The 14255-nt window shown below is 63.5% G+C and carries 13 protein-coding genes; 1 reads left to right on the forward strand and 12 read right to left on the reverse strand.

What is annotated here, in order from left to right; all coding sequences use genetic code 11:
* Positions 1–11: 11 nt before the first annotated feature.
* The 12 genes from E0E41_RS09485 to E0E41_RS09540 all read right to left on the reverse strand — a co-directional run bounded on the left by E0E41_RS09485 (position 12) and on the right by E0E41_RS09540 (position 13156).
* Positions 12–848: a triose-phosphate isomerase family protein gene (locus tag E0E41_RS09485; protein ID WP_130869710.1), complete on the reverse strand. Its 837-nt coding sequence runs from the start codon at positions 846–848 to the stop codon at positions 12–14.
* Entirely contained in the window at positions 849–2132 is a 1284-nt protein-coding gene (locus E0E41_RS09490) for a glucose-6-phosphate isomerase (protein ID WP_130869711.1), read from the reverse strand.
* Position 2133: 1 nt separating this feature from the next.
* Positions 2134–3291, reverse strand: coding sequence for a class II fructose-bisphosphate aldolase (locus tag E0E41_RS09495; RefSeq protein WP_130869712.1), 1158 nt, complete (start codon positions 3289–3291; stop codon positions 2134–2136).
* A 31-nt stretch (positions 3292–3322) separates the two neighbouring features.
* The gene (nagA, locus tag E0E41_RS09500; protein ID WP_130869713.1) at positions 3323–4483 is read right to left on the reverse strand and encodes an N-acetylglucosamine-6-phosphate deacetylase; all 1161 of its coding nucleotides are present in this window, start codon (positions 4481–4483) and stop codon (positions 3323–3325) included.
* 10 nt (positions 4484–4493) lie between these two features.
* Complete coding sequence (locus E0E41_RS09505) at positions 4494–5309, reverse strand: glucosamine-6-phosphate isomerase (RefSeq protein ID WP_130869714.1); 816 nt, start codon at positions 5307–5309, stop codon at positions 4494–4496.
* Positions 5310–5326: 17 nt separating this feature from the next.
* Positions 5327–6004, reverse strand: a complete 678-nt coding sequence (locus E0E41_RS09510; RefSeq protein WP_130869715.1) for a response regulator transcription factor — start codon at positions 6002–6004, stop codon at positions 5327–5329.
* Positions 5983–7518 (reverse strand): sensor histidine kinase, encoded by a 1536-nt coding sequence (locus E0E41_RS09515; protein WP_130869716.1) that lies wholly within the window; start codon positions 7516–7518, stop codon positions 5983–5985. Before E0E41_RS09515 ends, E0E41_RS09510 begins: the two co-directional genes overlap by 22 nt.
* Positions 7519–7635: 117 nt before the next feature.
* A complete protein-coding gene (locus tag E0E41_RS09520; protein ID WP_130869717.1) occupies positions 7636–8712 on the reverse strand; it encodes an ABC transporter substrate-binding protein in 1077 nt (358 codons plus the stop codon).
* Between the two features lie 63 nt (positions 8713–8775).
* Entirely contained in the window at positions 8776–9567 is a 792-nt protein-coding gene (locus E0E41_RS09525) for an ABC transporter ATP-binding protein (protein ID WP_130869718.1), read from the reverse strand.
* Positions 9543–10322: an ABC transporter permease gene (locus tag E0E41_RS09530; RefSeq protein ID WP_130869719.1), complete on the reverse strand. Its 780-nt coding sequence runs from the start codon at positions 10320–10322 to the stop codon at positions 9543–9545. The genes E0E41_RS09525 and E0E41_RS09530 overlap by 25 nt, the downstream gene beginning before the upstream one ends.
* A 142-nt stretch (positions 10323–10464) precedes the next feature.
* Positions 10465–11622, reverse strand: a complete 1158-nt coding sequence (locus tag E0E41_RS09535) for a diphosphate--fructose-6-phosphate 1-phosphotransferase (protein WP_130869720.1) — start codon at positions 11620–11622, stop codon at positions 10465–10467.
* Positions 11623–11695: 73 nt separating this feature from the next.
* Positions 11696–13156, reverse strand: coding sequence for a hypothetical protein (locus E0E41_RS09540; RefSeq protein ID WP_130869721.1), 1461 nt, complete (start codon positions 13154–13156; stop codon positions 11696–11698).
* 122 nt (positions 13157–13278) lie between these two features.
* Between E0E41_RS09540 and E0E41_RS09545 the strand changes: the two genes are divergently transcribed.
* Positions 13279–14178: an NUDIX hydrolase gene (locus E0E41_RS09545; protein WP_130869722.1), complete on the forward strand. Its 900-nt coding sequence runs from the start codon at positions 13279–13281 to the stop codon at positions 14176–14178.
* Positions 14179–14255 lie beyond the last annotated feature (77 nt).

A 14255-nucleotide genomic window follows, 5' to 3' on the forward strand; every position in this document is an offset into this window, starting at 1 on the left:
ACCTCCGTCTTTTAATGGCCCATGTAGAGCCGGATGATTTCCAGATACTCCTCCGGGTAGAAGCCGATCTCCCCGCTGAAGCGGGTGAGGGCGATGAGACCGCCGTCGATCTCAGGGATGGAGGCCAGCATGGCGGCGTTGTCCGCCTTCAGGCCGCCGCCGTACACCACATCCAGGCCGCCGGTCTGCTCCTTGACGAAGCGGGCGATCTTCTCGATGTAGGGCTTGTCGGCAGGGGTCTTGCCGGGGCCGATGGACCAGATGGGCTCGTAGGCGATGACAACCTTGCTCTTGTCCACCCCGTCCAGGCCGATGGAGAGCTGGTCACCCAGCACCTTCTGCCACTGGTCCTGCTCCTCGCTCTTCTCGCCGATGCAGTAGAGCACCTTCAGGCCGGCGGCCTGAGCGCACTTGATCTCCTGGTTCAGCAGGCGGTTGACGGCGGCGGTGTCGGTCACCCCGGCCTCAGCCAGGATGCCCACCTTGTCGTTGCGCTCCTCGCAGTGGCCGATGAGGGTCCAGCCGCAGCCCAGGGCGGCGGCGGCGTGAGCGGGCCGGTTGGTGGTGAAGGCGCCGAAGTTGCCGCCCACGGCGGTATCCGCCCGGTACACGCTCTGGCAGCCCAGCTCCACCTTGCTGTCGGGGGTGCGGGCGGCGGCGGCGGGGATCAGATGGGCCTCAGGGAAGAAGTCCACGAACTCCACCTCATTGGCGGCGTAGCCGGTGAGGCCCTTCTGGGTCTCGGACACGATGACCTTGCCCCAGTCGGCCATGGGGGCCAGGCGGTTCACGCCGCCCAGCTCCACCGGCACGTCGAAGCGCTTCAGATTCAAAAAGATGTGTTTCATTCAGTTAGCACCCGGCTTTCCCAGATTTTTGAACATATAGCCCTTGTAGGCCTCCACACCCGGCTGGTCAAAGGGGTTGACCCCGGTCAGCTTGCAGGACAGGTAGCAGGCAAACAGGAAGAAGTAGAACATCTCGCCCAGGGTGTGGGCGTCCAGAGCGGGGACGGACAGGTTCAGGCAGGGGATGCCTCTCTCGCTGTGGGCCTCGATGGTGGCTTTCCGGGCGGTGTCGTTGATGTCCCAGAAATCCTTGCCGTCCAGGTACTGGAAGTAGTCCTTCTTGGTCTCTTCCGGCATCACCACGCTGAAGTCCCGCTGGCGCACCTCGATAAAGGTCTCGAACAGGATGGGGCTGCCCTGCTGGATGAACTGGCCGATGGAGTGGAGATCCTCGGAGTCGGAGGCGCACACCGGGTACAGGCCCTTGCCCTCCTTGCCCTCGCTCTCGGCGAAGGCCTGGATCCACCACTTGGCAAAGTAGTCCAGCCGGGGCTCAAAGAAGGCCATCATCTCCAGCCGGAAGCCGTGGTCGTACATCAGGTTCCGCAGGCAGGCATACTTCAGGGCGATGTTCTCCTCAGCGGGCTCGGAGAAGAGCCGGTCCCGCATGTCCCGCATGCCCTGGGTCATGGTCTTGATGTCGATGCCCGCCACCGCCATGGGGAACAGACCCACGTCGCTGCCGATGGAGTACCGGCCGCCGATGCGCTCGGGAAACTCCAGGAAGGTGTAGCCGTTGTCCTTGCACAGCTGGTGCAGGGTGGAGCCGGGGGTGCCGGTGGCGAAGATCCGCCGGGCGGCGTCCGCCTCCCCGTACCGCTTCTCCAGATAGTGCCGCAGCATCCGGAAGGCGATGCCGGGCTCCAGGGTCTCAAAGTTCTTGGCGATGCAGTCGATGTAGATGGATTTATACTGGTCCAGCTCCTCCAGGGTGCGGGCCATCTCGCAGGCGGAGATGGTGTTGCCAGCCCACAGGATGGCGGGGCCATCCTTGGGCCGCAGGGCCTTCACCGCGGCACGGGAGGCCTGGTTGGAGCCGCCGATGCCGATGACCACGAAGGCGTCGCCGTCAGCACGGACCCGGGCGGCCTGCTCCAGCAGGAAGTCCACCCGCTCCGGACCGGCAGCCTCGTCCACGCTGAACCAGCCCAGGCTGTCCTGGTACTGCTCCTCACCGGCCACTACCGCCGCCAGCACGGGGGCGGCAGCTTTGACCTTTTCCTCCAGCTCGCCGGGAGCCAGCACCGGCTTGCGGTCCAGGTAGGAGAGGGTAATGTCTTTCATGTTACACGCCCTCCTTGGCGTACCGGGCGGCCATGTCCTCCAGGGAGGCCATCTCCACCAGAGGAGCGCGGCCGTAGCTGCCGAACTCCACGATCAGGGTGCCCACGGCCTCCTTCACGCCCCGGCGCATGGCGTCGGTGACCAGAGCCACGGAGCCCTCGTCGCCGGTGCCGTACATGACGGTGTCCATGATGGGGGCCAGGAAGGCCCGGGGATCAAAGGCGTCCCGCTTCTCGTCCAGCAGCTTCCAGATGCCGCCCACCTTGGCGTCCTCCTTCAGCTCGGGGTGATCCCGGAACAGCTCCCGGAAGTTGCGGGTGACGGCCAGACGGATGTCGGTATCCACGTTGATCTTGCCGATGCCGCAGGGGATGGCGGCCTTCAGCTCTTCCTTGGAGATGCCGTAGGCGTTCTTGATGTCGCCGCCCAGGGCGTTGATCTCGTTGACGATGTACTGGGGCACGGTGGAGGAGCCGTGGGACACCAGCACGCCCTGGATGCCCTCGTGGTTCATGCACTCCTTGATGGCGATGGGGATCTCCTTGCGGAGCTTCACGTTCTTGCCCTTGCTGGCGCCGTGCATGGTGCCGTAGCTGATGGCCAGGGCGTCCACGCCGGTCTTCTTGAAGAACTCGATGGCGGACAGGGGGTTGGTGTAGGTGGAGTTGGCGGCGAACACGTGGTCCTCCACGCCGGCCAGCACGCCCAGCTCGCCCTCCACGGACACGCCGCGGGCATGGGCGTACTTCACCACCTCACGGGTGAGCTCCACGTTCTCCTCAAAGGGGAGAGAGGAGCCGTCGATCATCACGGAGGTGTAGCCGCCCTCGATGGCGGCCACGCAGGAGTCGAAGTTCTTGCCGTGGTCCAGATGGAGCACCACGGGGATGGGGCTGTCGGCGGCGATCTTCTTCACCGCCTCGGCGATGTTGCGGGCGCCCTTCTTCTTGTCCTCCAGGGTGCCGTTGGCAAAGTCCACCCGGCCGCCCATAAAGGCGTTGGCCAGGTCGGCGCCCTGCAGGATGGCGGGGGAACGGAACATCTCATGGACGGCGATCACGGCCTCAGCCTGGGCCACAGCGTTCACGTTGAAGGCCCCCTGGGCGTAGCCATACTTCACAGTGGCGTCCAGCACGGGACGCATAGGTACCAGAGGCATAATCATTCTCCTTTACAAATTTAATCTATGTTCAGGTGCGGGTATACACAGTACGGCCGCCTACGATGGTGCGGACCACCTGGGAATCGGCGTCCAGGAGCACCAGGTCGGCGTCCTTCCCCTGGGCGATCTCGCCCTTGCCGGTCCAGCCCATGAGCCGGGCGGGGTTGGCGGTCATCAGGGGCACCACGGTCTCGGTGCTCTTGCCGGTGAACTTCATCAGGTTGCGCAGGGCCTGGGCCAGGGTGAGGGTGGAGCCGGCCCGGACGCCGTTGAGCAGCTTGGCGTCTCCGTCCTCCACCACCACGTCGTTGACCCCCAGCTTATACTTGCCGTCGGGCAGGCCGGCGGCCATGATGGAGTCGGTGATGGCCAGCACCCGGTCGTAGCCCTTGGCCTTCAGATAGAGGCGGACGGTGCCGGGGTGGAGGTGGCGGCCGTCGCAGATGGCCTCCGTATACACATCGGTCTCCAGGGCGGCGCCGAAGATGGCGGGGTCATGCTGGTGGAACAGCCGCATGGCGTTGCCCAGGTGGGTGCAGGAGCGGACGCCGGCCTTGACGCAGGCCATGGCCTGGTCGTAGCTTGCCCCGCTGTGGCCCATGGCACACACGATGCCCATGGCGGTGAGCTGGGGAATCAGCTCGGCCACCCCAGGGATCTCCGGGGAGAGGGTGACATAGCGGATGTGGCCGCCGCTGGCCTTCTGATAGCGCTCAAACAGCCCGGCGTCAGCGGTGTGCATCAGCAGATGCTCGGGCATGGCGCCCTTGTATTCGGTGGACAGGCAGGGGCCCTCCAGATGGACGCCCAGCAGGGCCGCCCCGTCGTAGGGCCCGCCCTCGATGACCTGCTTGGCCTGCTCCAGACACCAGAGGGTCTGGTCCACCGTGTCGGTGAGGATGGAGCACAGCCAGCCGGTGACGCCCTGGCTGGCGAAGAACCGGCCGATGGTGCGCAGGCCCTCCACGTCGGCGGCGTTCACATCCACCCCGGCGGCGCCGTGGGTATGTACATCCAGGAAACCGGGCACCACCCGCATCCCGGCGGCGTCCAGCTCAGGCAGAGCCTTCACGTTGTGACAGCCCTGGGTAACGGCGGTGATTTTGCCGTCCTCCACCGCCAGGTCGGCGGGGACGAAGGCGCCGTTCAGCAGAACGGCACCGTTTTTCAGATAAAAGGAGCCTTCCATGGTGGCCTCCTTAATAGGCCTTCTGGGCGGCGTTGGCGTTGACGTACAGCACCGCGTCAGGGTGGGTCTGGGCCAGGGTGGCGGGGAAGGAGGCGCTCACCTCGCCGTAGGCGGCCCGGCGGCACACGGCCCGGTGCCAGTCGCGGAACACGGCCAGACGGATCTTCCGGGCGGAGAGGATCTCCTTCATGCCGATGGTGACACACTTGTGGGGCATATCCTCCAGAGCGCCGCCCAGGTCGCCGATGCAGTTGGTGGCCCGGGTCTCGGCGGAGATGTTCAGCACCCGGGTGGGCAGCTGGGCAAACTGCTCGGCCGTCAGGTCGGGCTGGGGCTCGTTGAAGGCCAGGTGGCCGGTGATGCCGATGCCGCCGAAGGTGATATCCACGCCGCCCAGCTTCTCAATGAGGGCGGGGATATGGCCCAGGTCGTTAGGATCGGGGAACACACGCTGCTCCTCGGGCATCAGCAGCTCGGGGTCGATCTTGCCGTACACCTCACGGGCCATGAAGCCCCGGAAGGACAGGGGGTCGTTCTTGTCGATCCACTGGCCGTCATCGGTCAGGTACTCGTCCATGTTGATGAACCAGCAGTTCTTCAGGGACAGCTTCTCCCGGTTGACCAGGCGGACAAAGATGGGGTACTGGCCCACAGGGCCCACAGGGCAGATGAACACGGTGTGCTTGCCGGCGGCGTTGTTGGCGCGGATCTCGGCGCACATCTCGGCGGCCAGCTCATAGAAAACCTCACCGGAGTCGCCCAGCTTCACGATGGGCAGCTTGGCGTCCTTACCCAGGTCCTGGGCGGAAATGTGATAGTAATCCATAACAATATCTCCTTCCATTACTGAAACAGATGCTCCAAACTCATCTGATGGATCAGTTTGACGATTTCTTTGGTGCGGGAACAGCCGAACTTGTTCAGCAGTCCCTTGATCTGGGTCTTGACGGTGACCACCTCCACGCACCGCAGCTTGGCGATCTCCGCCACCTTCTTGCCCTGGAGCAGCAGCTTGACCAGCTCGTGCTCGGCAGGGGTCAGGTGGGCCACATTGTTGATGAAAAAGATGAGGGAACGCTCGCTGCGGCGCAGGCGGGCGTACTCCTGCATCACGGTATTCTGGATCCGGGGCTCCAGCTCCGCCCGGCCCTGGCTGGCCCGGCGGATGTGCTCCAGCAGCTTCTCCTCCTCGCAGCCCTTCACCACATAGTCCACCGCGCCGGTGCCCATGGCATTGGTGATCATATCATCGGTCTCGTGGGCGGTGAGAAAGAGGATCTTGATCTCCGGGTTCTTGGCGGTAATGACCTCCGCCGCCCGGATGCCGGCGTCGATGGTCTCCATCTCAATGTCCATCAGGATCACGTCGCAGGGGGTCTTGGCCGCCAGGGCCACGATCTCCTCCCCGGAGGCGGCGGACCCCACCACCTCCATATCCTCCTGGGAGGATACCACATCACAGAAGTCCTCCCGCAGCAGAGGCAGGTCCTCCGCTACCATCACACGGATCTTCTCTTCCACGGCTCTCCCTCCTTTTGATGGGTGTCATACAGGGGCAGCATGATAAAAAAGCTGGTCCCCCCATCTGGGCGGCTCTCCAGCCGGAGACGGCCCAGATGGCTTTTGACGATTTTCCTGACATAGTACAGCCCCATGCCCCAGTTGTGATTGGTGTTCTTGCTGGTAAAGAAGGGCTCAAAGATCTTGTTCTGAAGCTCCTGTGGGATGCCCTTTCCGTTGTCGGCGGCCTCTATCACGGTCCACATCCGCTCGCCCCGCACCCGCAGGATTACCCGGGGGTCCTCCCGGCCGGCCTGCACCGCCGCCTCATAGCCGTTGCACAGCAGATTGCAGATGGCCTCGCTGAGATGGCCCAGATCGGCCAGCACCTGCCGGTGGGTGGTCAGCTCCACCGTCACCGGCTGGTCCGGGTACTTGCCGTGGAAGCACTCCACGGCGGTGAGGGCCAGCTGCTCTACCGTCACCGGGGTCAGGGTGATGGCGTTGTTCTTTACCGAGCGGTACAGCTCGTCCATCCGCCGCAGCATGCCCTCGTTCAGGTCGTTGAGCTGTCTGGCACAGGCCCGCACCTGCTCCAAATCCGGCGGATCCTCCGCCAAAGCCCGGGACAGCTTCTTGTGGAGCACCCGGCTGGAGAGCAGCTGGTTCTTCACCCCGTGGACGAATACCGACACGCCCATGCCCGCCGCGTCAAACTTCCGCTGGAGGATCATGTCCTGGCGGGTGTCGTCATAGCCGATCTGAGTATAGCGCACCATATTATAACTGCCCAGCACCACGGTAAACACCGTGCACAGGCCCAGCATGATCCAGCCCAGTCCGGGCAGAGTGGAACTGATGTAGCTGGTGATCCCCAGGCGGATGTACTCCGACATAAACATGTTGTAGATCTGGGCGGGGTCCTTGCTGGCATAGAGCAGGTAGAGGACGGAAATGCTGAGAAAGCTCAGCAGCACGTAGCGGAAGTTGCGTTTGAATACCGGCATGGTGGTGGCCCGGTACTCCAGCACCATCAGGACCGCCGCAGCCGCCAGATAAGCCACAATCCCCGCCAGCATCAGGTTGATGAGGATGGGCAGAATCCACAGCCGGCCGTTGATCAGCCGGTAAAAAAACGCCGGATAATAGTAGACCAGCCACAGGGCAGGGATCACACATGACAGTATCCGCAGACTTTTCAGCCTGCGGCGGAAAAAGGGTATCATCGTGGTCTCCAGGGCGGCCAGCAGGGCAAACAGTGGGAACAGGGAGCGGCCGACGGCCACCACGTAGCCCAGCTTGTCCATGGGCAGCGGAAGAAATTGCAGCCAGGTCTGCAGTTCAGGTACCAGGAACAAAAAGGCGCGCTGCTGGGCGGCCGTGCCGCCCATTTTTGCGATATAGATGACGATACCGGTCAGCATAACCAGGTTGCAGACGCTCATGCCCAGCAGATAAAGTGCCAGTATGTCCCGCCGGCGCAGAGCCACGTACACCGCCGTGCCCAGGCACAGAATCAGCACCAGGATCAGCACAGTCCTCACCCCCATCAACCGCTATTATACCCCGTAAGCCCCCGTCGTGTAAACACCGACAATAAAAGAGCGCCGGGGCTCCGCCAAACACGGAGCCCCGGCGGGGTAAGCAGTCGTTTACTTGGAGGCGCTGTAAGCGTCGTAAGCCTGCTGCATCACGTCGAAGAGCACATAGTTGTCAACGGGAACTTCCTCGGTGATGGTGCCGTTGTTCAGGAACACCTGCTGCTGAGCCTCGTACAGGCTGCGGATGGTGTCGAAATCACCCATGCAGTCCACGGCGCCCTGCCAGTCGCCCTCACCCACGGAGAGGAGCATGGTATCCTCGGGAGCGTCCAGGTCGGCGGCCAGGGTCTTGGCGACCTCTTCGATGTTGGCGGCACGATAGACCTGAGCCTTCAGGATGGCCTGGGAGAAGCGGACCAGGATGTCCTGGTTGGCCTCGGCGTACTCGGGGGTGCAGATGAAGCTGGAGGGGAAGGCGGCCTGGTCGGTGTAGTCGGTGTTGGTGCCCAGAACCAGGTAGTCATCGCCCAGGGTCTGCTCCAGGGTCACGGTGTTGGGGGACCAGGTAGCAGCGGCGTCGATCTGGCCGGAGATCAGAGCGGTGGTCATGCCTTCCACGTTCATCTCGACGGTGTTGATGTCGTCCATGGTCAGGCCGGCGTCAGCCAGCACGAACTGGAGGATGATCTCGGAGGAGGTGCCGGAGGACACAGCGACGGTCTTGCCCTTCAGGTCAGCGGCGGTCTCGATGCCCTTGGCCTTGTTGGCCACCACGGCGTCAGCCTGGGAGAGCTGGTCGAAAGCGAACACAACAGCGTCGCCCTGGATGCACAGGGAGTGGGCGCCGTGGCCGATCTGGGAGATGTCGATGTCGCCGGAAGCCATGGCGGCGATCTCAGCGGGGCCGCCGGAGAACTGGGAGGTCTCCACGGTCAGGCCCACCTCATCGAAGTAGCCCTGATGAATGGCGGTGAACAGAGAGGAGGCGGAGCCCAGGTTGGGCATGTAGGCCACGCGGATGGTGGCGGGCTCGTAGTTGTTCTCAACAGCGGGGGTATCGCTGGTCACAGCAGGGGTATCGGTGTTGCCGGCAGCGGGGCTCTCAGTGGTGTTGCCGTTGCTGCCGCAGGCGGCCAGACCAAAGATCATACCGCAGGCCAGCGCAAGAGCAAGCAGTTTCTTCTTCATTATGGTATTTCCTCCTTATTGATTTGATTCTATCTCGACCCGACTTGTGTCGGAACGATCCCATTACTTGCGGACGGACAGATACTCCTGATAGACCTGGCTCCAGATGTGGTTCTTCAGCTCCAGGAACCGGGGGCTCATCTTGGTCTCCTGGTCGCGGGGATAGGGGATGTCGATGTCCACGATCTCCTTCACGCGGCCGGGGCGGGCGCACATGATGACCACCCGCTGGGCCAGAATGATGGCCTCTTCCACGTCGTGGGTGATAAAGAAGCAGGTCTTCTGCTCCTTCTCCCAGGTGTTCAGCAGTTCCTGCTGCAGCTGGGTACGGGTCTGGGCGTCCAGGGCGCCGAAGGGCTCATCCATCAGCAGCACCTTGGGGTTGACGGCGTAGGCGCGGGCGATGGCCACGCGCTGCTTCATGCCGCCGGACAGCTCCTTGGGGTAGGCCTTGGCGAATCCCTCCAGGTCCACCATCTTCAGGTACTTGTGGGCCAGTTCCTCGCACTCTTCCTTGCTCTTGCCCTGGAGCTTCAGGCCGAACTCAACGTTCTTCTCCACAGTCAGCCAGGGGAACAGGGCGTACTGCTGGAACACGATGCCGCGGTCAGGGCCGGGGCCCTGGACCTCTTTGCCGTCCACCAGCACCTTGCCCTCAGTGGGGGTCTCCAGGCCGCCGATGATGTTCAGCAGGGTGGACTTGCCGCAGCCTGAGGGGCCCACCACACAAATAAACTCGTTTTCGTGGATGTCCATGTCCACGCCGTTCAAGGCAACCATCTCGCCATTGCGGCCGTTGAACTTCTTGACCACATGGTCGATATGTACTTTTACTGCTGAATTGTTTCCTGCCATCCTGTAAACCTCCTCTCAAGGAATCTCACAATCTTTTCGAAGCAGATGCCGATGATGCCCAGCAGGATCACGCCCATGAGCACCACGTCCATCTGGTAGTAGCCGCTGGCCTGCTGGATCATCATACCGATACCTTTATCGCCGCCCACGATCTCAGAAGCCATCAGAGTGGTCATGGAAGTGGACAGGCCCAGCCGGGCAGCTACCAGAATAAAGGGGGTAGAAGCGGGAATGGTGATCTTGAAGAAAATGTCGCTCTGTTTGGCGCCCAGCACCCGGGCCGCCTTGATGAGGGTGGTATCCACGCCCTTGACGCCCTGATAGATGGTAATGACCATCACTAGGAAGGCCGCGATGAAGATAACCGTCACCTTGGCCACCTGGCCAATGCCCAGAGCGGCAACGATCAGGAACACGTAGGCCAGAGGGGGAATGTTGCGGATGAACTGGATCCAGGGCTCCACCACATGGCGGAAGGGATCATACCAGGCCATCAGGAAAGCCACCGGAATAGACACCACAAACGCAATGGCGAAGCCGGACAGCACACGGGACAAGCTGGCCCAGAAGTGACCGATCAGCACGCCGCTGGCCGCCTTGCTGATAAAGGCATCGATCACGGCCTTGGGGGTGGCAAACACTGCGGGCCACGTATACGCGGCAAGCAGCCAGAGGATGATGGCTACAGCCAGGGAGATGAGCAGCCATACCCAGTTGGGTACCTTGCTCCAGAAAGACGATTTTTTCAGTCTCATGGACACCGAGCCTCCTTTTGTTGATACCAGTATAACCAAACTCTTTAGTTTTGGTAAGTATGAAGTTTTATCATACTTTTTTCTCCAGTACGCAAAAACGCGGCCGATCCCGGGATCGGCCGCGTTAAGTATGCTGTCAGGTTCAGACCAGCCGCGCCATGGAGGGCAGCTCCGGCCCGATGAGGGGCTTGCACCAGCGGCAGAACTCCTCCGTCACGTCGGTGCCGTCGGCACTCAGGTACTCGGGCAGCAACACCCGCTCCCCCAGCATGACCTCCTCGATGGGGATGAGGAAGGTCTCGCAGCGGTAGGGCTCCGTGGACAGGCGGCGGAAGCCCACCATCTTGCCCGTCTCCCCCGCCAGGGCGGCCCGGCAGGCCTCCCGGCCGGCCAGTTCGGCCTCCGCCGCGTCCACCGGGGACTGCCAGGCGATGGAGGCCCGGGCCAGGATCCCCGGCTTCTCGCTGCGGGCCTTGATGCCCAGCCGCCGCACGATCATCTGGGCCAGGTGGGAGGACACGTCGCCGAAATAAGTAGAGCGGCCGGTCTGGAAAATGGGGGGCACGATGGGCTTGCCCTCGTCGTCGTGGAGGCCCTCGCTGGCCACCACCACCACGCCGCCCAGCTTGCGGTACATGTCGCCCACACGGTCCAGGAACTCGTCCTCATGGAAGGGGCGCTCCGGGGGATAGATCAGATGAGGGGCATCCCCTCCCTGCTCCCGGGCCAGGGCGGAGGCGGCGGTGGTCCAGCCGGCGTTGCGGCCCAGGGACTCCAGCACCACCACGTGGATGGGCAGGCTGCGCACGTCCACGCCCAGCTCCCGCACGGTGCCCGCCATGTAGCGGGCCACGCTGCCGAAGCCAGGGCAGTGGTCGGTGACGGCAATGTCGTTGTCCATGGTCTTGGGAATACCCATGACCTTGATACCCTTGTCCTTGCAGGCGGCCGCCAGCTTGCCGCAGGCGTCCATGGTGCCGTTGCCGCCGTTCATCAGCACATAGCGGATGTTGTGCTTCTCCAGGATCTCCGTCATCTTGGCATAGTGCTCCGCCTCCAGGGCATCCCGGGAGGTGCCGATGGCGGTGGCGGGGGTAGTGGGCAGCAGCTCCAGCTGCTCCTCCGGCACGGTGTTGAAGTCCAGCAGCTGCTCCCGCAGCAGGCCGCCGGTGCCGCCCACGGCGCCGTAGACGTGCTCCACCGCGCCGCTCTTCTGAGCTTCCCGGATCGCTCCGTACAGAGAGCAATTGAGCACAGCGGTGGGACCGCCGCCGTGAATAATAATCAGGTTCTCTTTCAAGGGATCCCCTCCTCTTTATAATCCTTTTCTCCTTATTATAATGCGCCCCAGCCGCCGCCGCAAGGAGGATTTCTTATCCTCCTTTTTGTCCGTTCCAGCGCCGGGCCCGGAACAGGCGGACAACATCCAGCACCGTGTGTCCCAGCTGCCGCACACTGTCCAGGATGTCGGGCAGCTTGAGCCACCAGGACAGCAGAGAACCCGCAATGCCGAAGAGCACGATATTGCCCAGGGCCAGGATCGCCTCGTTGATCCGCCCCCGCTCTCCCAGCGTGGTCACCCCGTTTTCCAGACTGTCCAGCAGCAGGGAGGTGACCAGGAAGAGCATCAGATAGAGGACCACGCTCCCCACCTGCCGCAGGTGGCTGCCCAGCATCCGCTGCCGCCAGGTACTGCCGCCGGCCGGCACCGTCTTGAGCAGGCGCACGGCCGTATCCCAATGGGGAAGCGCTCCCGCCGGCCGGGGAGCGGCGTCGGTGCTGTCGGGCTGGAGAAAGCGATGGACCCCCGTCTGTCCGTCCGCCCAGTAACCCGCCAGCCGCTCCAGAAAACCAGGAGGAAAGCCGGCACCCGTCCCGGCGCTCTCCTCCAGGCCGGAGATGCTGCCCGCCATGGTGTAGTTGTAGCACAGGTCCACAATGGCCTCCGCCATACAGCGGTCCTCCCGCGGGCCTCCGTCTGCCAGCAGGGCCGCGTACCAGTCGCTGCGGCGGTTGGGGGAACCCTGCGCCGCCACCTGATCCCACAGCCGCTCCAGCACCCCGGCGCCCCGGCCCAGCTGTTCCCACAGGGGCCAGGCCGGGTCCGGCGGAGCCTGGCGGCAGGCCTGGAGCACCTGCTCCAGCACCGCGGTCATGGGCCGGGATCTGACCTGCCGCTCCGGATTGACCGCCAGAGGCTCCCGGCTGAGGCAGAGGAGCAGCTCCACATAGGCCTTGGCAAAGGCCAGCCGCTGCCTGTCCTCCTCCGACCGGGCCGGGCAGGTATCCAGCACGGCGGGGTCGCTGTACCGGAGGGCGTAGGCGATGGCCCGCAGCACCGCCCGATCGGTGGAACGGAAGGGCAGGGCGGAAAACAGGAAGGTCTCTCCCGTATCGTTGAGGCACCGCTCCACCGAATCCTGTACATAGTGGGAGGCGGTGCGGATCACCCGCTGGGGCGCCCGGTCGGGCAGGGGCTCATAGGCCTTCAGCGCTCCCTGGCGGAAGAGTGCCCCGTGTTCCCGGCGGCAGTCGGCCAACTGGTCCATGATGGACTGCCGCTCCTGGTGAGACAGGCCGTCGTAGTAGCTCGGCGGCGCGTAGCGGGAGTACTTCAGGGCGCCCATCCGGAACAGCTCCAGGATCTGGCCGTAGCTCTTCTCCTCCCCCACGGCGCAGAGGAAGCCGTGGGAATCGGTGAGCTGATTGAAGGTGAGCACCACCCGATTCCCTTTGAGTGCCACTTCCCGGAACAGGGCTCGCTGCCCCCGCAGGATCTCCTCCGGCGTATTGCGGACCGAGTCCAGCTCGAACAGATACACCAGCTCGTCCATCTTTTCGCCCCCAGAATTGGTTTTCCTCATTGTACCATGTCCTCATTCCCCTGTCTTGACCTTTTTCCAAAAAGCCGCCATAATAAAAACAGAATTGTTGGATGTAAAAGGAGTAACATCGTATGAATGGGATCGCCCGGTATCAGCAGCTCTGCGCACGCTTCCCCCAGGCCTTCGGTCCGGAGTGTACGGAGGCCGCCCGCCGCTGGGCGGCCCTGTCCCCGGCGGAACAGGCAGGCCTGGGCGTGGTGGAGGAGCACCCCCGCTGGCTGTGGGTGCGGGAACAGGGGCCGGACGGGCCCCGGGAGCGGCCCGTCTACCTGGATCCCCGGCTGGAAAAGCAGATCGAGGGCTACTTTGCCCTGATGGAGGCCCGGCCGGAGCTGTTTTTCCCTTCGGAGCTCTACCCCATCTGCGCCGACCGCCGGATGCTGCTGGCCTTTGAGGAGGAAACCGGCCGGCCGGCGGGACTGGTGTTCGACAACCTGCCCTACTACCAGACAGTGGCCGACCTGATCCTGGGGGAGCCTCCTTATTTATATGGACGGGTGGTCTATCCCGACCCGTCGGTGGGGGGTACGGTGATGGTCCCCCTGCTGGAGACAGCAGAGGGACCCCGGTACGGCCTGCTCCAGGTGTACCGCCACAGCATCCGCGGCCTGTCCGGCGGGGAGTTCCCCCGGGGCTACCAGTGCCAGGGCATCTCCCCGGAGGAAAACGCAAAAAAGGAGCTGTGGGAGGAACTGGCCATCCCGCCGGAGCAGGTGGCGGAGCTGACCTTCCTGGGCCGCACCCGGCCGGACACCGGACTGAGCGGCGCGTTGGTCTCCATTTACCTGGCCCGGGTCACCGCCGCCCCCACCCCCAGCCTGGGCTATGAGGGAATCACGGGGCTGGAGTGGCTCAGCCGGGAGGAGCTGCTCCGCCGCCTGGGGGCGGGGGAGATCACCGACGGCCTCACCCAGTCCGCCGCCCTGCTCTGTCTGCTCCATTCTCAGCCCGATGGACCTGGATCCGCATAAAAAGCTTGACAATTTATGCCGGATCAAACATGATATGTAATGTGGGAATGGTAATTAATTGACATAGAGAGGGTCAC

The organism is Intestinimonas massiliensis (ex Afouda et al. 2020), assembly GCF_900626285.1.
Taxonomy (GTDB): Bacteria; Bacillota; Clostridia; order Oscillospirales; family Oscillospiraceae; genus Flavonifractor; species Flavonifractor massiliensis_A.

Bases quoted from the DNA above. Each gene is read 5' to 3' on its own strand.
- E0E41_RS09485 (WP_130869710.1), bottom strand. From the start codon at position 848: ATGAAACACATCTTTTTGAATCTGAAGCGCTTCGACGTGCCGGTGGAG.
- E0E41_RS09490 (WP_130869711.1), bottom strand. From the start codon at position 2,132: ATGAAAGACATTACCCTCTCCTACCTGGACCGCAAGCCGGTGCTGGCT.
- E0E41_RS09495 (WP_130869712.1), bottom strand. From the start codon at position 3,291: ATGCCTCTGGTACCTATGCGTCCCGTGCTGGACGCCACTGTGAAGTAT.
- nagA (WP_130869713.1), bottom strand. From the start codon at position 4,483: ATGGAAGGCTCCTTTTATCTGAAAAACGGTGCCGTTCTGCTGAACGGC.
- E0E41_RS09505 (WP_130869714.1), bottom strand. From the start codon at position 5,309: ATGGATTACTATCACATTTCCGCCCAGGACCTGGGTAAGGACGCCAAG.
- E0E41_RS09520 (WP_130869717.1), bottom strand. From the start codon at position 8,712: ATGAAGAAGAAACTGCTTGCTCTTGCGCTGGCCTGCGGTATGATCTTT.
- E0E41_RS09525 (WP_130869718.1), bottom strand. From the start codon at position 9,567: ATGGCAGGAAACAATTCAGCAGTAAAAGTACATATCGACCATGTGGTC.
- E0E41_RS09530 (WP_130869719.1), bottom strand. From the start codon at position 10,322: ATGAGACTGAAAAAATCGTCTTTCTGGAGCAAGGTACCCAACTGGGTA.
- E0E41_RS09540 (WP_130869721.1), bottom strand. From the start codon at position 13,156: ATGGACGAGCTGGTGTATCTGTTCGAGCTGGACTCGGTCCGCAATACG.
- E0E41_RS09545 (WP_130869722.1), top strand. From the start codon at position 13,279: ATGAATGGGATCGCCCGGTATCAGCAGCTCTGCGCACGCTTCCCCCAG.